Below are 23,719 nucleotides of genomic sequence, written 5' to 3' on the forward strand. Positions count from 1 at the left end.
GGCGGAAGCTAAACTATGCAACTTCAAGTCGACTTGAGGTCAAGCGATGGGTCAGCTAGATATTGGCGAAGTGGCGCAGCGATCCGGTGTTCCGGCATCGACACTGAGGTTCTACGAGGAAAAGGGGCTCATCAGGTCGTGCGGGCGCCGTGGATTGCGTCGTCTGTTTGATCCTGGCGTGCTGGACCAGCTAGCGTTGATCGCTTTGGGGCGCGCCGGTGGATTCTCGTTGGATGATATTGCGTCGATGTTGGGGGCCGATGGGCAACCGCGCATCGACCGCCAGATGCTCGTGGCAAAGGCCGGGGAGTTGGACAGGAAGATTCGCAAACTGTGCGCGATGCGCGATGGGCTGCGGCATGCCGCCGTGTGCCCTGCGCCGAGCCACATGGAGTGCCCTACATTCCGGCGCATCCTTCGCTCGGTGGCCTCTGGAACGGTTGGCGCACGGGTGAAGAGAGTGCCGAAGGAACAGTAGAAGTTGTCATGAGAGCGTCAATCGTCAACGATTCCGGTGGCCGCGCCGAATGTTGCTAGTTGGCCGTATCTCGACCCATGTGAATCGCGCGAGGTTTAGATGTAGAAGTCGCGACTGAGCTGCCCCAGACCTCGCGTACACACGTGTAGGGAAAACCGTAAGCGCTCGACACGTACCGTCTGTTCACGAGGGCACGGCACCGTCAATCTGATTCCCATCAGATGTAATGGGAATCAGATTGACGAAGCCAGTGGTGCATGGAAGACGACCGGGATCGAGGAACTACACGAAGGAGGTTCGGGAAGCGGTTGCTGCCGAAGCCGGATGCAGCGCCCGCGGCTAGGAATCCGGCCATCGCATTCGAGCACTACAACGAAAAGCATCCCCATAGCGCGTTGAAGTACCGCTCGCCTCGCGAGTTTCGACGCTCGACGGATTCAGCAACCTAAGTGGGTGCCGTGTCCTCAGTTACGGGGGCAACTCCAGCTGGACGCCCCACGGTTGCTGTCCGAGCCGGATGGGGGGCCAAGCCTGTTGAGCGAAACCGAAGGGTACTGGCCACCTGCCCGCCGCGGCCAATCTGGAAAAGCAAAAAAATTCTAATTTGTTTCGGTTACGCTGCTCAGCCAACCAGAACAAGCCGTCAAAAACAGGAAGCTGAGTCGGCCATCGACACCGGATTGCGGGGCGTGTTTATGCACGACACGTCATCGAGCGCGAAGGCAAGCGAGGACTTCGCATAAGAAGGTGCATGCGTCGTGAGTAAAAAGCTTATCCAGTACGTCGCCTTAGGTTTGGCCATTTCCATCGCAGCTGCTATCGCATTCAGATATGCGCGGCATGACAAACCGAATATTCAATGCCTTACCGTTCCCGTTTCGTATCAAGATATCGAATCCACCGTTGAGGCCGTAGGTACGATCCGCGCCGCCGATCTCGTGAGCGTCGGTGCGCAAGTCAATGGACAGATCAAGTCGATGCGTGTGGCGCTTGGCGACCACGTCAGGAAAGGTCAGCTGATCGCGGAAATCGACTCGCAGCCACAGATCTACGCATTGGACACGGCGCAGGCGCAATTGCAAAGCGCGGTGGCCACGCTCCATTCGAGCCAGGCATCGCTGGTCCAAGCTAGGCTCGCGCTGGAACGCCAAAAGGAACTGGCCGAACACGACGCCGGCTCGCATGCCGATTTCGAAACGGCACAGGCGGCCTTCGATGTGGCTCGCGCCAATGTCGAAATGAGTCATGCCCAGATAAAGGTCGCACAGGTCAACGTGGATACCGCCCGCGTCACGCTCGGCTACACGCGCATTGTTGCCCCGAGCGACGGAGAAATTGTCGCCGTGCTCGCCGTCGAGGGCCAAACTGTCAACGCAAATCAGACCACGCCCAATTTGGTCAAGATCGCACGCCTGGACACGGTCGAGGTCAAGGCGCAAATCTCGGAGGCCGATGTCGTGCGGCTCAGGCCCGGTCTGCCGGCCTATTTCACGATTCTCGGCGACCCGTCCCATCGGTACGAAACCACGCTCAAAGCGATCGAGCCTGCGCCTGACTCGATCTTGACCGACACGGCAATCAGTACCACGACAACGTCGTCGTCAACGAATACGGCCATCTATTACAACGGCCTGCTCGACATGCCGAATCCCGATAACCGACTTCGCATCTCGATGACGGCCCAGGTGTCGATCGTGCTTGCACGGGCACGGCACGCGGCGGTCGTACCGGTCGTGGCGTTGACTGCGCCCGCACACGACGGCCGGGCGACGGTGCGGCTCCTAGGGGCCGACGGCAACGTCACCATCCGGGCCATACGAACCGGCATTGCCAACGATACCGTTGTCCAGGTCCTCGGCGGGCTTGGTGCGGGCGATCGAGTCATCGTCGGTCAGGCTTCGGGCGCGGGGACGCGTGATCCTTACAGCATGCCAAGGTAACGGAATGTCCATGCCACGTGTCGAGTCGCCGGCGGCTCCACTGATCGAACTCCTGGGTGTGAGCCACATCTATGGCGCCGCAGAGGCGGCGGTCAAGGTCTTGCACCAGGTCAGTCTGCGCATCGAGCGTGGGGAGATGGTGGCGATCGTCGGGGCATCGGGTTCGGGAAAATCGACGCTGATGAATATCCTCGGCTGCCTCGACACGCCGACGTCCGGTACTTACCGGATTGGCGGCGTCGAGACGCAGTCGCTCGACGCGGATGCGCTCGCACTGTTGCGTCGGGAGCATTTCGGCTTCGTATTCCAGCGCTATCAGTTGTTAAACGATTTGACCGCACTGGCGAATGTCGAGGCGCCCGCCATCTATGCGGGCCTCGACGCGGCACGAAGAGGCAAGCGAGCCAGGACGCTTCTCGAACGCCTGGGCCTCGGTGACCGCCTCGATCATCGGCCGATGCAACTCTCTGGTGGCCAGCAGCAGCGGGTGAGTATCGCGCGCGCCTTGATGAACGGCGGCGAAATCATTCTCGCCGACGAACCAACAGGCGCGCTCGACAGCCAGAGCGGTGACGAACTGATGGCGCTGTTCCACGAACTCAACGCGCAAGGCCATACGATCATCATCGTCACGCACGATATGAATGTCGCCCGGCACGCGCGCCGCGTCATCGAGATTCGCGACGGACGCATCGTCGGCGACAGTTCGTTCGAGTCGAGCCCTTCGGCAGCCCCCGGCGATGCGCAAATGGCGCTGCCCATCGAACGCCCGGGCGTGCTTCAGCGCAAAAACGCGCAGCCGCTCGCATTTGGGCGGTTCGTCGAAGCGTTCCGGCTTGCCATGCGCTCGGTGGCCAACAATCGTCTGCGCTCGTTCCTGACCATGCTAGGCATCATTGCCGGTATCGCCTCGGTCGCCTGCATGGTCGCCCGAGGCGAGGGAAGCCGCCGAACGATCATGAGCCATATACGACAGTTTGGTACGGACACGATCAGCATCTTTCCAGGTCGCATGGCCGGCGATCTGCGCGCGAACTCGATCCATACGCTCAGTCTTGCCGATGTGCGTGCCCTGCAGGCGCAGAGCTACATCGACAGCGTGACGCCGGAAGTGACGAGTATCGGAACGATCCGTGTGGGTAACAAAGACGTATCCGCGACCGTTCACGGCACTGGTGCCGACTATTTTCGCGTCCACGGCATCCATATGATCAAAGGCCGGCAGTTCGACCAGTCGCAGGTGGAATCGAACGCTCCGGTCGTCGTCGTCGATGAGAAGACGCAACAAACGCTGTTCAGCACCGATTCGCCGATAGGGAAAGTCGTCCTGGTTGGAAACCTGCCGTGCCATGTGATCGGCGTTGCGGGTTCGAACGCCATGTCGTTTGCGCCCGGCATGCTTGGGCTCTATATGCCGTACAGCTCGGTCATGTCGCGTATGACCGGATCGTATAACCTTCAGAGCGTGACTGTCCGGCTCGCCGATGGCGTACCATCGAGCGCCGCACTGGCTGGCATCACCAAGGTCCTGGCGGCGCGCCACGGGGCAATCGACTTCACCACCTTCAACTCGGATGCCCTGTTCCAGATCGCGACGGCATCGAATCAATCCTTCCGCATCTTCATTTCGTCGATTGCGTTCATTTCGCTGCTTGTCGGTGGCATCGGCGTGATGAACATCATGCTCGTCTCGGTGACGGAGCGCACACACGAGATCGGCATTCGCATGGCGATCGGTGCTCGCCAGTCCGACATTCGCGACCAGTTTCTTATCGAATCCGTCTGGCTATGCGTTACTGGCGGAGTTGCCGGCGTGGCACTCGCGATCGGTGTCGTAAGTTTTTTTTCGGATCCTCGAAGTCATTTCTACATGGTCCTGTCGTTCAGTTCGATCGCCACCGCATTCGCCAGTGCCGCACTCGTGGGCGTGGTGTTCGGCTATTTCCCGGCGCGTCGGGCCGCACGCCTGCGCCCGGCAGAAGCGCTGACCCGCGAATGAAAAAGCTCCCTCGCTCACCGCATGCGGTTTCGCCACGCACTGTCTCATGGCGGGTTGGAAGGCCGAAATCGATGTCACGATTCACCATGCTTGTCTTGTCGATTGCCTCGCTGGGCGTTGCGGGATGCGGGACGCTGACGCGCACGGCATGGACGCAGCCGGAGCTTACGGTTCCACCGCATTGGCAGGCAGGGGCCGCCGCCGCAGGGGGGACAGCTGCGTCCGCGACAGCTGGGAATCCCTATACGCAGCGTGACGCTCCCGGCTCGTCCAAGCCTCTGCCGGCGGAGGCCGAAGCGAAGTCGGGCAGTGACGCGGACATCGACCCCTGGTGGCAGGCATTTGGCGATCCGGAACTGAGCCGGCTTGTCGAACGGGCTTTGGCCGGCAATCATGATCTGAAGACGGCGGTCGCCAACCTGCGCGCGGCGCAATTCGCCGTCGATCTCGCACGCGCGAATCAATTGCCCGCGATTAGCGCAAGTGCGGGACTGTCGAATTCTCACTCGCTGCGCGGCACGCAAGTCGCGTCACATGCGAAATCACTTCTCGCATCGGCCAGCTATGTCGTCGACTTGTGGGGGACACTGGCGAGTTCGGTCGACGCAGCACGCTGGGAGAAACAGGCAACCGAGCAGGACGAACGGACCGTCGAGATGGCCGTCGCATCGTCGGTTGCCGGCGACTACTGGTTACTCGCCCTGCTAACCGAGCAGATCGAACAGAGCGACGCGTCGATTCGTTACGGCGAACAGACCCTGGCGTTGGCGAATGCCCGGTATACGTCGGGCGCGGTGGCCGCGGTGGATCTGCTAGCCGCTCGTCGATCGCTCGCGTCGCTACGCGCGTCGCGCTATGTTCTGCTGGCGCAGCAAACACAAGCTGAAAATGCGCTTGCCATCCTGCTCGGTCAACCACCGGGCGAAGTCTTCGCGGTTTCTTCGGCGCGGCTGATGACTCCGCTGCCCGCCGTTTCTCCGGGGGTGCCAGCCTCCGTACTCGCTCGCCGTCCGGACGTGAAGGCGGCGGAATTGCGAACGCGAAGCACGCTCGCGAATGTCGATGCGACACGAACCAGCTTTTACCCCAGCTTCACGTTGACGGGCTCGGCCGGTGCCGCGAGCGACGCGTTGCGCGATTTATTGCAAAACCCGCTCGGTACGATCGCAGCCAATGTCGCAGCCCCGTTTCTGAATTTCAGGACGATGAAAGCGCGGGTTGGCTCGGCGCAGACAGCCTACGATGCTGCGGCGGTCGCGTTTGCCAAGACGTTCTATCAGGCGCTCGCCGATGTGGAGAATGCCCTTGCTGCACGTTCCGACTACCAGGCCGAGATCACGCAATGGGCGGACGCGCTCGAAGCTGCACGACAAAGCGAGCAGCGCATCGGCTGGCAATACCGCGCAGGCTCCGTACCGCTACAGAACTGGCTCGACGCGCAGCAGGCGACTCGTGATGCCGATGCCGAACTCGCAAGCGTGCGCTATGCGACTCTCACCAATCAGGTGGCGCTTTATGTTGCGCTCGGCGGACGCTAGCCTAAAGAACGATTCCATCAAGGCCGCTGAAAGCTGTTGCAGCGGAGGGGAGCGCCTCGTGAATCCGGCATACCGTCCGAATTGGATGCGAAGACACCGACATGGTGGATTCAGGTATGCGTGTGCTCGATGACGCATCGAGCCTTCCGAGGCCGCTGCCGTGTGCCTGTCCGCGTCGGGGCGAGTGCCTGAGCCGTACCCTGGTTCAGGGGGACTCACGCCAGCGAGTCGCGGCGCCAGGTGATAAGTGCGACGCGAGCAGTAAGCGACAGCGACGATGCAACGTCCCGCGGTAGCAGTGCTTTGATGCGGTTGGCCTAGCCGTCGGCGATGAGTTCGCGCAGGCAGGCGAGATACGCCTCTCGATCGAGGCTGCTCAGGCCTGCCGTGCCAACTAGCTGGTATGTCGCGGCGGCAGGTTCGCTGCCGAAGTCGGCACCGGAGAATAGAGCGTTCTGCCTTTCGAGCGCGACGCCTCGCAGCGCCCGCGTGCTGGTCAGATGATCGATCTCCGCGTGAAGACGTCATTTGCAGGATCACCGTGCCGGCGACACCACCGCCCGGCTACCGCAGCGTTGCGGACCCTGCCGATGTCAACTATTATGCGATGAGTATCGATTTTTCAAGCCGCAGGAGGATGCTATGTCACCGTTAAACGTAATGAAGTCCTAATCTCCGGTTCTCGCATCACGCGCGCCAAATACGCGAGACGATATTCGAAAGCAGGTTTGCACTGGCGAGCCTGGATCGTCACAGCCGCGTACCCCCCGGCAAGCGTTCTCGTAATCTGTTCAATATCGGTTGCCTTCGGCAGCCTGTTTTCGCTGGTCGCACTGATTAGCCAGACCAGGCGATTGCTAATTCCTTTGTACGGTTTACCAGTTTCTCTACTTTTCAGCGGTAGAGGGGTGGTCGTATTGGAAACATTTTCCTTGCATCGTAATTGGACCTCGGTACGCTTTCGCGTTTGATGATTTATGTATATGGAAATGTGACGGCTGATTTCCCGTAAATTCTTGCGAGCTATTAATGAAAAATCAATATACTTTTTCTCGCGATGCGCGTTTGCCGAGGTCCATTCGAGTTCCGGAGAAGCCTTCGCTTGAAGGCCTTGAACAACGATGGTCCCACAGGTGGGAGGCCGATCGGATTTTTGCATTCGATCGTGCGGCTCGGCGCAATGAGGTTTTTTCAATTGACACGCCGCCACCTACTGTCTCGGGTTCGCTGCACATGGGGCACGTATTTAGTTACACCCATACTGATATCATCGCGCGTTTCCAGCGAATGCAGGGACGGTCGGTCTTTTATCCAATGAGCTGGGACGATAACGGATTGCCCACGGAGAGGCGGGTCGAAAATTTCTATGGAGTTGTATGTGACCCCAAGGCTGACTACATACCGGACTATCAGGTGCCCGAGCCCACTCCTGGAACCAGAGCATCGTTCGCACGTGTCAGTCGTCGGAATTTTCTGGAGCTTTGCAATCGTCTAACTCAATTGGACGAAGTCTCTTTCCGCGAACTGTTTGTTCGGCTCGGAATCTCTGTCGACTGGAGTCTCGGCTATGCCACGATCGATGAGCGGGCACAGCGAATCAGCCAGCGTGCTTTGTTGCGCAACCTCGAGCGCGGTGAACTGTATAGTCAGCAAGCCCCTTGTCTCTGGGATGTTACGTATCAGACGGCGATTGCTCAAGCGGAACTCGAAGAGCGTGAGATCGATGGCGCTTATCATGATTTACGATTCGACGCCGCGCAGGAGGGCGAAATAGTCGTGTCCACGACCCGGCCGGAACTCTTGGCCGCATGTGTTGCCTTGGTCGCGCATCCGGACGACCCTCGCTATCGGAACTTGGTTGGCCATCAGGCGAGTTCCCCGTTATTCGGGGTTAATGTACCGGTGTTAGCGCATCCTCTTGCGGATCCGTCCAAGGGAACCGGCATTGCGATGATCTGCACATATGGCGATCTCACGGATGTAATCTGGTGGCGAGAACTCGGTTTGCCTACGCGTGCCATCATCGGCAAGGATGGTCGCTTGGAGAGTAGCTTGCCGGAGTGGATCGAATCCCGCGATGGGCAGGCAGCATATTGTCAAATCGCGGGGCTGCCCCTCGCGTCGGCGCGTCGGTGCATTGTGGAAATGTTGAAGGCAAGCGGCCAATTGGTAGGAGATCCGCGTCCGATCAAGCACGCGGTGAAGTTCTTCGAAAAAGGCGATCGCCCGCTTGAAATTATTGCGACTCGTCAATGGTATCTTCGAAACGGCGGGCGGAATGAAACTCTACGGAATGCATTCCTGGCGCGGGGCGAAGAACTGCATTGGAGCCCAGGCTTTATGGGGAGCCGCTATGCCAATTGGGTCTCAGGTATTAACGGTGACTGGCTCATCAGCCGGCAACGGGTGTTTGGCGTTCCAATCCCTTGGTGGTACCCGATTGATTCCGAGGGGGGGCCCGATTTCGGTGCACCTATCCGGCCGCTTGAATCCGAGCTGCCAATTGACCCGCAGACGCATGTCCCTTCCGGTTTCGACGAACAGCAGCGAGGGAAACCGGGCGGATTTGTCGCGGAGTCGGACATCATGGACACATGGGCAACCAGTTCCCTGACTCCCCAGATTGCCGCGAGATGGGAGGAGGCGGACGGATGCTTCGACCGCGTCTTTCCAATGGACTTGCGGCCTCAAGGGCACGATATCATTCGAACGTGGCTTTTCTCGACGATAGTCAGATCACATCTCGAGGCAAATAGTTTGCCGTGGAAGGGCGCTATGCTTTCCGGTTGGATATTGGACCCGGACCGGAAAAAGATGTCCAAATCGAAGGGAAATGTGGTGACGCCGGTCGCGCTTCTCGAACAGTATGGCTCGGACGGAGTGCGTTACTGGGCGGCCATGGGGCGCCCTGGCATGGATACTGCCTTCGACGAGACCCAAATGAAGAATGGGCGTCGGCTCGCGCTCAAGCTGTTGAACGTGTCCAAGTTCGTTCTCAGTTTGCCAGGAAGCGAAAGTGCTGCCGTCTCGGAACCGCTTGATCGAGCGATGTTGAAGAGGCTGGCCACCGTTGTCGAAGCGGCGACGGCGGCCTTGGCGTCGCTCGACTACAGCAAAGCCCTGGAGTGCACGGAAAGCTTCTTTTGGTGGTACTGCGATGACTATGTCGAACTCGTCAAGAACCGCGCCCACGGAATCGGGGCAGACGCTGCTTCGGCTCGAAACGCACTGGCTGAGTCCCTTTCTGTGTTACAGAGGCTGTTTGCTCCATTTTTACCGTTTGCAGCAGAGGAGGGATGGTCATGGTGGCAAGCCGGCTCGGTACATCGGGCAGGGTGGCCGGAGACTTCGTCGCTTATGGCTTTTACCGATCGGAGTACAAGCGCAGAAATGACGATGGTGGTTTCCGATGTCCTGCGAGAAGTTAGGCGCGCAAAATCCGACGCGCAGGTTTCGATGAAAGCGGAGGTGTCTCGACTGGTTGTCGCTGCTTCTGCAGAGCGCTTGGCGTATTTAGGTTTGGCCGAAACCGACCTGCGTAACGCTGGAAAGATCGTTCAGCTTGAGACAACCTTGTCGGACGATTATGGCGTGCGAGTGGAGTTGGCTCCGCAGCCGGTCTGAGTTGTAGAAGTCGCGCCCCGATCTGACAGCTACCCGTTCCGACGACGCATGGTCCGGGGCCACTCGCCGAGTTTCTCTCTGATGAGTTGCTTGCCGGGAATTTCGTTGATGAGTTGGTGCGTTACTTATCGGTGAACCACGCGGGCCTGCCGCGTGTCGCGACCGATGATGTGCTGGTGGGCGAGAGGTTGGTGGGGCGCGCAGAGGGCGCGCTGATGACGGTCAACTCGGGCAATCGCGATGAATCGGTCTATCTGGATGCAGACCGATTCGACATTCACCGTCGTGCAAGAGAGCATGTTGGCTTCGGCCACGGCTTCCATAACTGTAGGCCTACCGGCGTCATGCGGTTCGGCTGCGCGCTTGGCCCGAATCCGGGCGTTGCTTGGCATGGTCGCAGTAGCTGCCGGCACGGCGTTACGCCGAACCGGCGTCGGCTGGATGTTTACCATCCGGTACGGCTCCGTGTCGGCGCCTGGCATCATCGGCACGTGCTGCGTCGATGCGCTTCGTTCATTGCGAAAACTGTTCGGGGATATCGGTCAGGCGACGCTGTGAGATCTGATCGGCCCATTCGGTGCCGGTGGTCGGCTGCTCGTTTCGCGTCGCTATTGCGCTACGTTGCCGCAATTCGTCGACGAGATCAGCGTAGTCGTTGATGTCGAAAGCATCCGAGGCGACCAGGCCGCGTCGGGCATTGACGTCGTGATGGCTCGCTGAGCGGGAAGCGCGGCGAGCCTGTCTGCTGCGGTCGACAGACGCCGTGGGGCGAGCGGGTTCACGATGGGGGGCGAAGGCGTGTGACGACGCGAGGCGGCGTGAATCGACGCGCGCAAGCCCGGTGCCGGCTTGCGCGTGATTGCGTTTCGACTCATCGCGAGTAGGTGCGCCGGCGGCAGCATGCTTCGAGATCGGTGTGCGCCGCGGACTCGCTATGGCATCGGCACTCGATGGTTCGACGTCCGCGCCTGCTTGCCGCAGCGCAACCGGCGCCGCTCGACGGGAACTTGAGCCATTGACAGCACCCTGCCAGACATCGACGGCACCGTTGCGTTCCGGCTTCGGCGGCACATGGCCGATCACGATCCAGCCGAGCAGCATGGCCGCCCCAACGATGCCGATCTGGCCCGCGCGTCGCCGCAACGAATGCGGCGAGCGTCGCGCGGCGCGATATCGCGGTGTCTTGGGCAGGCTGATCGGGCGAGCTTCGTCTGGGAACGCATTGGCTGCTGGCCCCCTGGGTTCCGGCAGCTTGGTTTCAAGCGGTGCTTCCGCCGCCGGGGGCGCGTGCACCGCCGCTGGGATCGTGGCCGAGACCGCCTTGGCGTCTCGGCCACGATCCCAGCGGGACGCGGCGAGAAACGCGTCGATGTCGAGACAGACGGTGCGCACGATCGCTGCATAGAGCGAACGGATGCCCGTGCGCGATTCCGGCGCCGGCGGCAGCAGCGCCCATTCGTGGCCATAGGAGGACGGCGCGCAAGAACGCGACGATGGCATCGCGAACCGGCCCTCCACCTCGATAAATGCAATGCTGGACATGGATTCCTCGCGGTCGCCGCGTAAACGTGAGCGGCAGTGGACATCACTGGCGCGGGCCGACTGCAGCGCTGACCAGTCGTTCCGCAGGCCCGGGCGCGCAAACTGATGGCGGGGGCGTCAGGTGCCGGCCTTTGCCGCGCCTGGGCGGCCTATCGTCAGCCGCCAAGCCTCCTTGAAGCCGCTTGGGCGCGCGATGTGCAACATCGTTGTTGCGTGGAAGGGTACCGATCTCAATTGCGCACGCGCAATCAGAACATTTTGATGAGCGGGCGATTTTCGTGGTGATTGATGGCGGCACTGGTGGCGCGAGTGCGACAGCGGTCGTCAACGCGCCAGTGATGTCGTTGGCTTTGCGCCGAACCGCCGCGCGGTCCGCCGCCGGTGGTCACCGGCGGCGGCAGGAATAAAAAAGTAGCGTACGTGATCGACGTTGCACGCTACGAGGCCGCCTGCTTCCGAGCATCGAGAGCGTATAGGGCCCAGGCGGGACGCGAGCGAGAAACCTCGCGCCGAGAGAGTACGCGCATTCGCGCAACAAGCCGTCAATCAAGGCGAAATAGTCGCTTCGAACCATGCCGCCGGTAATGTCTGTATGCCGCCGAGAAAGCAAAAGCGAATCGTGGCACATCGGGTGAATTGGATGCGTAGATCGGATGCGCATCTCGTGACGCGTGGTCTCACCATAATCGATCCGGCAGTATCCATGTTGCCGATTTCAGGCCTGTGTCGAGTCGATTTATTTCTATTCGGACGGATGCAGTGCAGGTCATGCTCGGTGCACGGCCTCGGTCCGTATCCCTAAATGATACGGGTGACGGCCGGAAAAATAAAAGCTGAATTTTCTTGCTGCGATGTCAATATTTCTGACATCTAGATATCTTTCATGCTTTTTAATTACAATATGATTTTATAAAGAAAATGCCAATCGTTAAGTTTTTCTAATGATGAGGTAGTTTTACTCGCTTGTATTGCAACTTCCTATCATCAATCATGCCGATCCGGCCGAATGGCCAGCCAATGGCGGGTCGAGCGGGCAAAATCGTGCCGCGGGCGGGGGCGCTGCCTCCCAATGAAAATTCTCAGAGAACGAGGAGTCCAAGTGAGAGCTGTTTTCGAAGCTGCATTCAATCCGCTTTCGACGATTTACTCGACTCGCTGATCGTGGCGGCGGTGTTCTTCGTGAAGATCGTGACGGTGCTTGACGCGCCGGCCGACGCACCGCGCTGGTGTTCCCGGCGCATGTCGACACCATCGGTGTGGCGCGCGAGCGCGAGCGCTGGCCCGTCGACGCGTTCGCGCGCGAGCGCCGCGAAGGGCGGCTCTACGGCCGCGGCGCAGCCGACATGAACGGCGGGACGGTAGCGGTGGCCGCGCTGAATCCATGCCTGGCCGGCTGGCCGCCGCAGGGTCGCCAACTGCTGGCGGTCTCGGCGGCCGAGAACGCGAACTGCCGGCGCGCGCCGCTGATTTTGGCGCCCGGCAAGCGCGCCTTCGCCACGCAGAGCGGCGCACGGTGGTTGCATGCCAGCGCGCGCGGCGGCTATGGGCACGACGCGTTCTCGAAGGACCGCACGGGCGACCGCGGCGACGCGATCGGGCGGCTCGCGCGCTATCTTGACTGCGCGCGCGTCTCGCGACTCGCGGAGCCGGCCCACTGCCTCGTCGGCGCGTCCAGCGTCGACGTCGGCACGATTCGCGGTGGCCCGGCGACGCCGCGCGCGCGACCCCGGGGGCCGGCCGACATCGGCCTGCGGCTGGTGCCGGGCCGGCGGCACGAGCCGGTGGCGGCCGCGTGGCGCGCGATTGCCGGGCCGCAGGTCATGCTCGAGTCGCTCGATTCCGCGTCACGGCCAGATCGGCCACGACGATCATCCGTTCGCGGCGCCGCCGTGTGTCGTGGCTTGCCGCGCGCAGGGCATGGCCGAACCGGGGCCGGCCGGCGTTGCCGATCACTCGGACGGCGCCGTGACAGCGCCCGCTCCGGGGTTATCGATGGTGAGCGTCGGACCGGGCGAGGTGGGCATGAAGGGCGCCATCTACGACTACCTCACGCTCGACAAGCTGGATGCGTCGATGCCGATCGTCGAGCGCGTGGCCCGCGCATAGCTGCAATGAACGCGCGGCTCCCCCCCACGCGCGGCGCGGCGCCGCGCCGCGCGTGTCGACCGTTTCCCGATGGAGCCATCCAGCCATGATCCTGCCGCCGTTGAACGCCCTGCGTGCCTTCGAGGCCACCGCACGCCTGAAGAGCCTGTCGCGAGCGGGCGAAGAACTGCACGTGACGCACGCCGCCGTGAGCGGCCAGATCAAGAAGCTCGAGGCCTGGCTCGGCCGGCGCCTGTTCGAGCGCACCGGGCGCGGGGCCGTGCTGACCTCGGCCGGCGAGCAATACTTCCACACGATTCAGCCGGCGTTGGCGGCGATTTCGGCAGTGTCGCAGTCACTGAGCATCAACCGCCACCGCAAGGGCATCTCGGTGGCCTGCATCCCGTCGGTGGCCACACGCTGGCTGATACCGGCGCTGCCGCGCTTCGCGGCGTTCCACCCCGACATCGCGATCGAGGTGTCGTATTCGCGCGCACACGAGCAGTTCGATCCCGAGCGGCACGACGTGCTGATCACGCATCAGCACATGCCGTCGAAGAACAGCGCCCGCGCGATGCTGTTCTCGCGCACCAGCAAGCCGGTGGCGAGCCCGCGGTATCTGGCGCAGAAGCGCTGCGACGCGCGGCTCAACCATGCCACGCTGCTGCATGACCGATTCGTCTCGGCCTGGGATGCATGGTTCGAGGCGGCGGGCCTGCGCCCCGAGGGGCTGACCCATGGCCCCGTCTATCAGGACTCCAACCTGCTCGCGACGGCCGTGATCGCCGGGCACGGCGTGGCGCTATGCCCCGTGGACGTGTTTCGTCGCGAGATCGCGCGTGGCGAACTGGTGGTGCTCTCCGAGGTGTCCACGCTCGATGATCACGGCTACTACCTCGTCTACGACAAGGAAAGCAGCCATGCCACGCTGGCGTTCTGCGAGTGGTTCATCGCGATCTGCGCCGAGGACCGCGACTGAGGGCCGGCGGCGCGGCTGGACGGTTTCGCGGCTCACGCGCGCGTAGCCGCGCTCGTCGGCGCGCGCCAGCGGATAAGCGGCGGCGGGGCGCATCGACTCGATCTCGCCGTGCATCTCAACCGAGCAGCGCGTCGCCGCGTCATGCCGTGAGGGAAGCGACACGACCCGGTGTGATCGTCCCTATCCGAAGGCGTCTCGCGGCGCCGAGTCCATCCACGCCGTCCGTGTTCGACCTGACAGAACTTCCGTTCGTCGTGCGCGACGGGGCAATCGTCAACGGCTAGGCGCCGCGCTGGATCGACGGTATGCGGAGGCTGCCCGGCACGCCGTTCGTGAGGGTCTTCCCGGCGGGCCGCCCCTAGCAAGTGCACGTGGACCGCACGAAACGCGGCCTGCGGCGCAAGCAGAGCGGAGAGGCACAGGCCCCAGGCACTGATCACGCCCGAGGCCCGACGCGGGCCGCGACCGCGGGCGGTGCCGTGTCGCTCCGGCCGACCGGCTCGCTCCGCATGCGCGGCGACCCACCTCCATCACGCCGGTCAAATGTAACAAGACGTTAGCCGGAAGAAGGTCGCGCGACGCCACGCATCAGTTCTTACAAAGTGGAAATATGCGGGTGGGGCGTGAGTCGTTATAGTCGAATCACCTAATCAAACCACCGTAAGGGGACTCCATGAAAAGCTTGCGTGTTGCTTCGCTCGTGACTGGTCTGGCTGCGTTGTTCGTGTCCGGCGCCGCAATGGCGGGCGTCAATATCGGCATCAATCTGGGGGCGCCGGCCTACGTGGCGCCGGCGCCGGTCTATGCGCCGCCGCCTCCCGTCGTCTATCAGCCCGCACCGGTCTATGCGCCGCCGCCCGCAATCGTGATCGGCTGGCACGGCGATCGTTACTGGGATGGCCGCCGCTACTGGGGCCGCGAGGAATGGTATCGCCGCCACGGCGGCTGGCATGGCGACGGTCCGGGTTGGCACGGTGGTCCGGGTTGGCGCGGCGGCCCGGGCTGGCACGGCGATCACGGCGGCTGGCGCCACTGACGCCGGCGCGGTGCGGGCCGGCGGCCATGCCGGCGCCGTACGGACCGACGGCTGGCGCGCGTCACGCGCGCTCGAAATACCGCCCGGCTGCGGGCGGTTTTGTTTTGCACGTCGCGATCGTGAAGGCCGGCGGTGTGGCGGAGCGATGCGCGGGCGCCGCGATGGCGGCCGCACATCGCCCCGTCGCTTGCGCCCGGCGGTGCATGGCGTTGTTGCCGCCGCCCGCGCGCGCGGCGGACTCGGTAGAATGCCCGGCATCGTCATTGACCATCGAGCGATTCCGCCTTCATGCCGACTTCCCCGTTTCGGGCCGCCGTGCCTCGTCGTGTTTCCGATGTCCGTGTCCCGGATGGCCGCGAGCCCGGCTGGTGGCGCTGGTTGACGGCCGTGCTGCTGGCCCTCTGCGGTGCCGCCGCGCCGCTTTCCGCCCACGCGGCCTATGCGATCGCCCAATACGGGGAGCCGAAATACCCGCCCGGCTTCCGGCATTTCGACTACGTGAATCCCGATGCGCCGAAGGGCGGTACGCTGGTGCTCGCGAACCCGAACCGGCTCACCACCTTCGACAAGTTCAATCCGTTCACGCTGCGCGGCAACCCGGCCCCCGGGCTCGGCACGATCTTCGAAAGCCTGACCACCGGCAGCGCCGACGAGCCGGCGAGTGCCTATGGGCTGCTCGCCGACGACATCGCGATTGCCCCGGACCACCTGTCGGTGACGTTCCACCTGAACCCGCGCGCGCGCTTCTCGAACGGCGACCCGGTCACGGCGGCCGACGTCAAGTATTCGTTCGATACGCTGAAGAGCCCGCAGGCCGCGCCGCAGTATGCCGCCTATTTCTCCGAGATCGCGCGCGTGGTGGTGGTCGATCCGGCCACGGTACGCTTCGAGTTCACGCGCACCGACCGCGAGCTGCCGCTGATCGCGGGTGCCGTGCCGGTGTTCTCGCGCAAGTGGGGGGCGAGGCCGGACGGCACGCGGGTGCCGTTCGACCAGCTCGCGTTCCAGCCGCCGATCGGCAGCGGCCCCTATCTGATCGACCACTATGACAGCGGGCGCACCATCACTTACCGGCGCGATCCCCACTACTGGGGGACCGCGCTGCCGGTGCGGGTCGGCACCGACAACTTCGACCGGATCGTCTACAAGCTCTATGGCGACAGCGTCGCGCGGCTCGAGGCCTTCAAGGCCGGCGAGTACGACGTGCTGGTCGAATACATCGCGCGCAACTGGGTACGGCGCGACGTGGGCAAGCGTTTCGACGACGGCGAGCTGATCAAGCGCGAGTTTCGCCAGCACAACGGCGCCGGCATGCAGGGCTTCCTGATGAACCTGCGCCGGCCGCTGTTTCAGGACGTGCGCGTGCGCGAGGCGCTCGATCTCGCATTCGATTTCGAATGGCTGAACCGGCAGCTGTTCTACGGCGGCTACACGCGCCTGAACAGCTACTTCGCCGACACCGAACTGCAGGCGCGCGGCACGCCGGGCGCGGGCGAGCTAGCGATCCTCGAGCCGCTGCGCAAGCAGCTCGACCCGGCCGTGTTCGGACCGATGCCGGTGCAGCCCGACACGAACCCGCCCGGCTCGCTGCGCGCCAATCTGCTCAAGGCGCGCGCGCTGCTGGCCGAGGCCGGCTGGACCTATCGCGACGGCGCGCTGCGCAACGCGAAGGGCGAGCCGTTCCGCTTCGAGATCCTCGACGATTCGGGCGGCGGGATGGAACCGGTGGTCACCGCCTATCAGCGCAATCTTGCCAAGCTCGGCATCGAGGCGCGCTTTCGCACCGCCGATTTCGCGCTGCTGCAAAAGCGCCTCGACGCGTTCGACTACGATATGACGACGGTGCGCTATCCGGGCGTGCAGGTGCCCGGCGCCGAGCAGGCCACGCGCTTCGCGAGCCGCTATGCGGACCAGCCCGGCTCGAGCAATCTGATCGGGCTGAAGTCGCCGGCCGTCGACGCGATCCTGAAGGCGCTGCTGCAGGCGCAGACGCGCGAGCAACTGCTCGACGCCACCCACGCGCTCGACCGCGTGCTGATGCACGGCTACTACGTGGTGCCGCAGTGGTACAGCACGGTGCACCGCGTCGCCTACCAGCACACGCTCGCCTATCCGGCCACGCTGCCGCTGTACTATTCGGCCGATGACTGGGTGGCGTCGATGTGGTGGGCGAAACCCGACGCGGCGGCGCACCCTGCACCTTGAGCGCCTCGCCGCATTCCGCATGCGGCGGCCGGGCCGGCCGCCGCTTCCTCAACCGCGCCGCGCGCGCCGCATGCCGACCTCGCCTATGTGGAGCTATATCCTCAAACGTCTGCTGCTGATGATCCCGACCTTGCTGGGCGTGCTGACGATCACGTTCGCGGTGATCCAGTTCGTGCCCGGCGGCCCGGTGGAACAGGCCGTGCAGGAATTGCGCAAGGGCGCCGAGCAGGGCCGCGCGCCGTTCGGGCTGCGCAACTACTCGGGCGTGGACGCCCAGCAGCTCGCGCAGCTCAAGGCGCTGTACGGCTTCGACAAGCCGCCGCTTGAGCGCTACGGGCTGATGCTCGAGCGCTTCGCGCGCTTCGATCTGGGCCAGAGCTATTTCCATCATCAGAGCGTCTGGTCGCTGGTCGTCTCGAAGCTGCCGGTGTCGATCAGCATCGGCGTGTGGACCTTCCTGCTGACCTACCTGATCTCGATCCCGCTCGGCATCGCGAAGGCGGTCTACAACGGCTCGTCGTTCGATCTCGTGACGAGCCTGATGGTGCTGGTGGGCTATGCGATCCCGGGCTTCGTGCTCGGTGTGCTGCTGCTGGTGCTGTTCGGCGGCGGCTCGTTCTGGCAGCTGTTCCCGCTGCGCGGCCTGACCTCGGACAACTTCGCGCAGCTGAGCCTGCTCGGCAAGCTGACCGACTACCTCTGGCATCTGGTGCTGCCGATCACCGCCTCGGTGGTGGGCAGCTTCGCCGTGATCACCATGCTGACCAAGAACGCGTTCCTCGACGAGATCCGCAAGCAGTACGTGCTGACCGCGCGCGCCAAGGGGCTCAGCGAGCGGCGCGTGCTGTGGAAGCACGTGTTTCGCAACGCGCTGCTGCCGCTCGTGGTCGGCTTTCCGGGCGCGTTCGTCGCCGCGTTCTTCACCGGCAGCCTGCTGATCGAGACGCTGTTCTCGCTCGACGGCCTGGGGCTGCTGTCCTACGAATCGGTGGTGCGCCGCGACTACCCGGTGGTGCTCGGTACGCTCTACCTGTTCACGCTGATCGGCCTCGTCACGAAGCTGGTCTCCGACCTCTGCTACGTCTGGGTCGACCCGCGAATTCAATTCGACCAACTGGAGCGCTGACGTGAGCCGAGCCGCCGTTTCCTCCCGGATCGACGCCGCCCGCGCGCGCGTCTCGCCATCGCCCGCGCGCCGCGTCTGGCGGCGTTTTCGCGGCCAGCGCCTCGGCTACTGGAGCTTCGTGGTGTTCGTGGTGGCATTCGCCGTCGCGCTGGCCGCGCCGCTCTGGTCGAACGACCGGCCGCTGGTGGTGCGCTACGACGGGCACTATTATTTCCCGATCGTGAAGGACTACGCCGAGACCACCTTCGGCGGGGACTTCCCGACCCCGGCCGATTATCTCGACCCTTATGTGCGCGGCAAGCTCGAGGCGCCCGGCAACTTCGTGCTGTATCCGCCGAACCATTATTCGGCCACCACGCTCAACTATTTCTCGGCGCTGCCGAACCCGGCGCCGCCGTCGCGCGATAACTGGCTCGGCACCGACGCGCAGGGCCGCGACCTGCTCGCGCGGCTGGTGTACGGCTTCGCCGTGTCGGTGGAGTTCGCGCTGGTGCTGACGCTGATCGGCACCGTCCTCGGCATCGCGGCCGGCGCCGTGCAAGGCTTCTACGGCGGGCGCATCGACATCGTCGGGCAGCGTCTGATCGAGATCTGGAGCTCGATGCCCGAGCTCTACCTGCTGATCATCTTCGCGTCGATCTTCGAGCCGAGCTTCTTGCTGCTGATCGTGCTGCTGTCGCTGTTCGGCTGGGTCGGCCTTGCCGACTACGTGCGCGCCGAGTTCCTGCGCAACCGCACCCAGGACTACGTGCGTGCCGCGCGCGCGATCGGCCTCACCAACTGGCAGATCATCTGGCGCCACGTGCTGCCCAACAGCCTCACGCCCGTGATCACGTTCCTGCCGTTTCGCATGAGCGGCTCGATCCTCGCGCTGACCAGCCTCGACTTCCTCGGGCTCGGCGTGCCGCCGCCCACGCCGAGCCTCGGCGAACTGCTCGCGCAGGGCAAGGCGAACCTCGACGCCTGGTGGATCTCGCTTGCGACCTTCGCGGTGCTGGTGTTCACGCTGCTGCTGCTGACCTTCATGGGCGACGCGCTGCGCAATGCGCTCGACTCGCGCATCGCCGATACCTCGCGCGCGGCGGGAGGCGTGCGATGACGCGGCCGTCGAAGCCATCGGCCAAGCCGCCGCGCAAGGTGGGCCGCGCCCCGGACGACGCGCCGCCGACCGCGGCACCGACGCCGGACGCGGTGTCCGGCGCGCCCGCCCGGGCGGGCGGCGAGGCACCCAGCCACGACGCCGGCGCCGTGCCGCTGCTGTCGATCGAGCACCTGCGCGTTGCGTTCGGCGAGACGCTGGCCGTCGACGACGTCTCGTTGACGGTGGGCCGCGGCGAGCGCGTGGCGCTGGTCGGCGAATCGGGTTCGGGCAAGAGCGTCACGGCGCTCGCCATCCTGCGGCTGCTGCGCGAGGCCGAGCAGAGCGGCACGATCCGCTTCGACGGCGCCGAGCTCGGCGCGAAGAGCGAACGCGCGATGCGCGGGCTGCGCGGCGCCGAGATCGCGATGATCTTCCAGGAGCCGATGAGCGCGCTGAACCCGCTCTATACGATCGGCGACCAGATCATGGAAACCATCGTGCTGCACGACGGCGTCTCGCAGCGCGAGGCGCGGGCGCGGGCGATCGCGCTGCTGGGACGCACCGGCATCGCCGAGGCCGAACGCCGCGTCGACAGCTATCCGCACCAGCTCTCGGGCGGCCAGCGCCAGCGCGCGATGATCGCGATGGCGCTGGCCTGCCGGCCGCGCCTGCTGCTCGCCGACGAGCCCACCACGGCGCTCGACGTCACGATCCGCGCGCAGATCGTCGAACTGCTGCTCGACCTGCAGCGCGACGCGGAGCACGGCCGCGGCATGGCGATCCTGCTGATCACGCACGATCTGAACTTGGTGCGGCGTTTCGCGCAGCGCGTCGCCGTGATGGAGAAGGGGCGTCTGGTCGAGAGCGGGCCGGTCGAGCGGATCTTCGCCGAGCCCGATCATCCCTACACGCGCCGGCTGCTCGACAGCCGGCCGCGGCGCACCGCCGCGCCGGTGCTGCCGATCGCGCCGGTGGTGCTCGACGCGCGCGAGGTGACGGTGGTCTACCGGCACAAGCTGCCCGGCATTGGCGGCTGGTTCCGCAGCGGGCAGTTCACCGCGGTCGAGCGCGCCAGCGTGTCGGTGCGGCAGGGAGAGACGCTGGGCGTGGTCGGCGAATCTGGCTCGGGCAAGTCGACGCTGGCGATGGCGCTGCTGGGCCTGCAGCGGACCGCCGGCGGCAGCATCGAATTCGACGGCCGGCCGCTCGCGAGCTGGTGCGGCACCGAGGCGCGCACGCTGCGGTCGCGGCTGCAGGTGGTGTTCCAGGACCCGTTCGGCTCGCTGTCGCCGCGCTACACCATCGAGCGCATCGTCGGCGAGGGGCTCGAGCTGCACCGGCCCGAGCTGTCGGCCGAGGCGCGCCGCGAGCGCGTGATTGCGGTGCTGCGCGAGGTCGGGCTCGACCGCACGGTGTTGCATCGCTATCCGCACGAGTTTTCGGGCGGCCAACGGCAACGTGTCGCGATTGCTCGCGCGCTGGTGCTGGAGCCGCGCGTGCTGGTGCTCGACGAGCCCACCAGCGCGCTCGACGTGTCGATCCAGCAACAGGTGCTCAAGCTGCTCGCGGGCCTGCAGCGCAAGTACAACCTCGCCTACCTGTTCATCAGCCACGACCTCGAGGTGATCGGCGCGATGGCGCACCGGGTGGCGGTGATGCAGGGCGGGGTGATTGTCGAAACCGGTGATGTGGAGAAAATTTTCACGGCACCGTCACACCCGTACACGCGCAAGTTGCTGGCTGCCGTCGAGGGGCGGAACCTGCCCCAATGATGTGCAGAACTTGATTGAATTTTTCAATTCATTTTGACAAACAAATACCGTCTAGCTAGTATCGACCGAAATTTCCGCCAATCAGCTGATTTTTAAGCACAATATTACCGACCGATGCAGTACCGATCCATCACTCAGGTTTGCAGGCGCGCTGTCGCCGGGTTGTTTTTTGGCGCTCTGATGGCTGCAACTTCCGGCGCGTTCGCCGACGAAGCAGGCAGCTTGAATCAGAACGTCGCATTGTCGCCACAGTCCGTGCCGACGCCCTCCGTCCTCAATGCCCAGCCGAGCGCCCCGAGCGGCGGCGCGCGTTCGTTCCTGTCCGGCATGGCCGGCAAGGCGGGCGACGTGGTGGTCGGTGCGCTGAACATGATCGGCGTACGCTACCGCTGGGGTGGCAATTCACCCGATTCCGGGCTCGATTGCAGCGGCTTCGTGCGCTACGTGTTCCAGGACACGCTGGGCATGTCGCTGCCGCGCCGCGCCGAGGAGATGAGCCGCGTCGGCGAGAAGGTTCGCATGAGCGAGCTGAAGCCGGGCGATCTCGTGTTCTTCAACACGATGCGCCGCACCTTCTCACACGTCGGCATCTACATCGGCGATAACAAGTTCGTGCACTCGCCGTCCACCGGCAGCACGATCCGCGTCGACGATCTCGAAAGCAGCTACTGGGAAAAGCGTTTCACCGGGGCTCGCCGGCTCGAGTCGGAGTTCCCGACCAAGCCCGACGAACTGCGCCAGCGCGTGAGCGCGACTATCAACGGCAATCCGTCCGACTTCAATCCCGGCAACTGAGCGCGGGCGGGCTGCGCCCGCGTCACGTCGCGGGGCGTTGGCGCGCCCATCGATCGAGCCACCCCGGCCTGCGCAAGGAGGCCGGGGTTTTTCTTTGGCGGCGGGGCGCCGCCGCCTCACGGCCCGGCTCGCGCGGGCCTCAGCCCGCGGCGCGTGCCGCGGCGGCCGCCAGCTTGCCCTGCAACTCCGGCATGAGCTTCGCGGCCGCTTCCTCGCCGGCCAGGATCGCCGCGTTGCGCTGCATGAAATCGCTTGCGCTCATCTCGGCCAGATTCGGGCGGATCACCACGTCGGCGTACTTGTCGAGTTCGTAGGCCTTGATGGTCTGGCCCATGATCGTGAAGGTCTGCAGCAGCAGTTCGATCGGATTCTGCGTCGGTGCGCCCTCGGGGCGGGCCGAGATGTCCACGGCGATCACGAAATCGGCGCCCATCTTGCGCGCGAACGAGGCCGGCACCGGGCTCACGAGGCCGCCGTCCACGTATTCACGCGTGCCGATCCGCACCGGCTCGAACACCGACGGCACGCTGCTCGACGCTCGCACGGCGAGGCCCGTGTTGCCGCGCTGGAACAGGATCGGCTGGCCGTTCTGCAGATCGGTGGCGACGATGCCGAGCGGCTTGGCCATTTTCTCGATCGGCCGGTTGTTCAGCGTCTTGTTGATGTAGTTCTGCAGCGCCACGCCCATCAGCAGCCCGCGCGAGCGCCACGGCAGCGCCCAGTCGCTGATCGAGGCTTCATCCATGGTCAGCGCGAGCTTGTTGATCTCGAATGCGTTCATGCCGGAGGCGTAGAGCGCGCCCACCACCGAGCCGGCGCTGGTGCCGGCCACGAGGTCGATCTGGACGTTGCGCGCCTCGAGCGCCTTCAGCACGCCGATGTGCGCGAAGCCGCGCGCGGCGCCGCCGCCGAGCGCGATGCCGATCTTCAGCGGCCGGCGCGTGGCGGTGGCCGCGGGCGGCGAGGTCTTGCCGCCGAACGACGTGCAGGCGGCCAGCGAGGCGGACATCGCGGCGAGCGAGAAGTGGCGGCGGGACAGGCGAGGGGACGACGACATCGACGAATTCTCCGGCAGGCGAGCGTCACACGGGATGGGGTGCAACCGACGGCGAGGCGGCACGGCGCTCGATGGCCGGCACGGCCTCGCGCGCTGCGCATCCGCCGCGGCGCGCACATCATAAAGCAAGCGGGGCGGCACCGGCGAAAAGCCGGTGGCGCGAGCCGGTTACGCGACGGTGCCGCGGCCGGCGCGCCCGTCGTCGATGGCTTTCGATAGCGAATTTGCCAGCCGTCGAGGCCGGCCGGCGGTGCGTCGGCAGGAGCATCGGGGTTCGAGGCGACGGCCGTCGCGCGGCGCTGCCGGGCGTGCCGGGTCGACGGCGATCCGGTCGTGTGCCACACGAACGGTAGCCGTGTCCATCGAAGCGCCGACCGATCCGGCCACATAGTCCGATCACGCTTGTCGACAGTCATGCGGCTCGCGGCGCGCCTGCCGTGGCAGGTCCGCGCCTTGTGGTGA

The 23,719-nt window shown here is 64.4% G+C and carries 15 protein-coding genes and 2 pseudogenes; 14 read left to right on the forward strand and 3 right to left on the reverse strand.

Features of this window, described 5'->3' with window-relative positions:
• The first annotated feature begins 46 nt into the window (after window positions 1-46).
• From KS03_RS23275 to valS, 6 genes and pseudogenes are all read left to right on the forward strand, one after another.
• Window positions 47-478, forward strand: coding sequence for a helix-turn-helix domain-containing protein (locus tag KS03_RS23275; RefSeq protein ID WP_015875271.1), 432 nt, complete (start codon window positions 47-49; stop codon window positions 476-478).
• A 311-nt stretch (window positions 479-789) separates the two neighbouring features.
• A pseudogene (locus KS03_RS31690) lies at window positions 790-927 on the forward strand (integrase core domain-containing protein); the annotation flags it as partial.
• A 309-nt stretch (window positions 928-1,236) separates the two neighbouring features.
• Window positions 1,237-2,418: an efflux RND transporter periplasmic adaptor subunit gene (locus KS03_RS23280; protein ID WP_015875272.1), complete on the forward strand. Its 1,182-nt coding sequence runs from the start codon at window positions 1,237-1,239 to the stop codon at window positions 2,416-2,418.
• Window positions 2,419-2,422: 4 nt separating this feature from the next.
• Entirely contained in the window at window positions 2,423-4,417 is a 1,995-nt protein-coding gene (locus KS03_RS23285) for a MacB family efflux pump subunit (protein ID WP_015875273.1), read from the forward strand.
• Between the two features lie 71 nt (window positions 4,418-4,488).
• Window positions 4,489-5,955 (forward strand): efflux transporter outer membrane subunit, encoded by a 1,467-nt coding sequence (locus tag KS03_RS23290; RefSeq protein ID WP_015875274.1) that lies wholly within the window; start codon window positions 4,489-4,491, stop codon window positions 5,953-5,955.
• A gap of 1,029 nt (window positions 5,956-6,984) precedes the next feature.
• Window positions 6,985-9,579, forward strand: a complete 2,595-nt coding sequence (valS, locus tag KS03_RS23295) for a valine--tRNA ligase (RefSeq protein ID WP_015875275.1) — start codon at window positions 6,985-6,987, stop codon at window positions 9,577-9,579.
• Window positions 9,580-10,092: 513 nt separating this feature from the next.
• Here valS and KS03_RS32095 read toward each other — a convergent pair.
• Complete coding sequence (locus tag KS03_RS32095) at window positions 10,093-11,121, reverse strand: hypothetical protein (RefSeq protein ID WP_015875276.1); 1,029 nt, start codon at window positions 11,119-11,121, stop codon at window positions 10,093-10,095.
• A gap of 1,256 nt (window positions 11,122-12,377) precedes the next feature.
• On the opposite strand from KS03_RS32095, the pseudogene KS03_RS33435 reads away from it, so the two are divergent.
• The 3 genes and pseudogenes from KS03_RS33435 to KS03_RS23315 all read left to right on the forward strand — a co-directional run.
• Window positions 12,378-12,437 (forward strand): annotated as a pseudogene (locus KS03_RS33435) (hypothetical protein); the annotation flags it as partial.
• A gap of 875 nt (window positions 12,438-13,312) precedes the next feature.
• Window positions 13,313-14,185 (forward strand): LysR substrate-binding domain-containing protein, encoded by an 873-nt coding sequence (locus tag KS03_RS23310; protein WP_015875278.1) that lies wholly within the window; start codon window positions 13,313-13,315, stop codon window positions 14,183-14,185.
• Between the two features lie 673 nt (window positions 14,186-14,858).
• The gene (locus KS03_RS23315; RefSeq protein WP_015875279.1) at window positions 14,859-15,221 is read left to right on the forward strand and encodes a hypothetical protein; all 363 of its coding nucleotides are present in this window, start codon (window positions 14,859-14,861) and stop codon (window positions 15,219-15,221) included.
• 61 nt (window positions 15,222-15,282) lie between these two features.
• Here the strand turns inward: KS03_RS23315 and KS03_RS23320 are convergent, their stop codons facing one another.
• The gene (locus KS03_RS23320) at window positions 15,283-15,492 is read right to left on the reverse strand and encodes a hypothetical protein (protein ID WP_017432467.1); all 210 of its coding nucleotides are present in this window, start codon (window positions 15,490-15,492) and stop codon (window positions 15,283-15,285) included.
• 107 nt (window positions 15,493-15,599) lie between these two features.
• Here KS03_RS23320 and KS03_RS23325 point away from each other — a divergent pair, with 107 nt between their 5' ends.
• From KS03_RS23325 to KS03_RS23345, 5 genes are all read left to right on the forward strand, one after another.
• Window positions 15,600-17,426 (forward strand): extracellular solute-binding protein, encoded by a 1,827-nt coding sequence (locus KS03_RS23325; RefSeq protein WP_045678901.1) that lies wholly within the window; start codon window positions 15,600-15,602, stop codon window positions 17,424-17,426.
• Window positions 17,427-17,511: 85 nt separating this feature from the next.
• Window positions 17,512-18,552, forward strand: a complete 1,041-nt coding sequence (locus tag KS03_RS23330) for a microcin C ABC transporter permease YejB (RefSeq protein ID WP_039202107.1) — start codon at window positions 17,512-17,514, stop codon at window positions 18,550-18,552.
• A 1-nt stretch (window position 18,553) separates the two neighbouring features.
• Complete coding sequence (locus KS03_RS23335) at window positions 18,554-19,651, forward strand: ABC transporter permease (protein ID WP_015875282.1); 1,098 nt, start codon at window positions 18,554-18,556, stop codon at window positions 19,649-19,651.
• Window positions 19,648-21,405 (forward strand): ABC transporter ATP-binding protein, encoded by a 1,758-nt coding sequence (locus KS03_RS23340; RefSeq protein WP_230674422.1) that lies wholly within the window; start codon window positions 19,648-19,650, stop codon window positions 21,403-21,405. The genes KS03_RS23335 and KS03_RS23340 overlap by 4 nt, the downstream gene beginning before the upstream one ends.
• 114 nt (window positions 21,406-21,519) lie before the next feature.
• Window positions 21,520-22,200, forward strand: coding sequence for a C40 family peptidase (locus KS03_RS23345; RefSeq protein ID WP_015875284.1), 681 nt, complete (start codon window positions 21,520-21,522; stop codon window positions 22,198-22,200).
• Window positions 22,201-22,339: 139 nt separating this feature from the next.
• On the opposite strand, the gene KS03_RS23350 is transcribed toward KS03_RS23345, so the two are convergent.
• Window positions 22,340-23,257, reverse strand: coding sequence for a patatin-like phospholipase family protein (locus tag KS03_RS23350; RefSeq protein ID WP_015875285.1), 918 nt, complete (start codon window positions 23,255-23,257; stop codon window positions 22,340-22,342).
• Between the last annotated feature and the right edge of the window lie 462 nt (window positions 23,258-23,719).

The organism is Burkholderia glumae LMG 2196 = ATCC 33617 (assembly GCF_000960995.1).
Taxonomy (GTDB): domain Bacteria; phylum Pseudomonadota; class Gammaproteobacteria; order Burkholderiales; family Burkholderiaceae; genus Burkholderia; species Burkholderia glumae.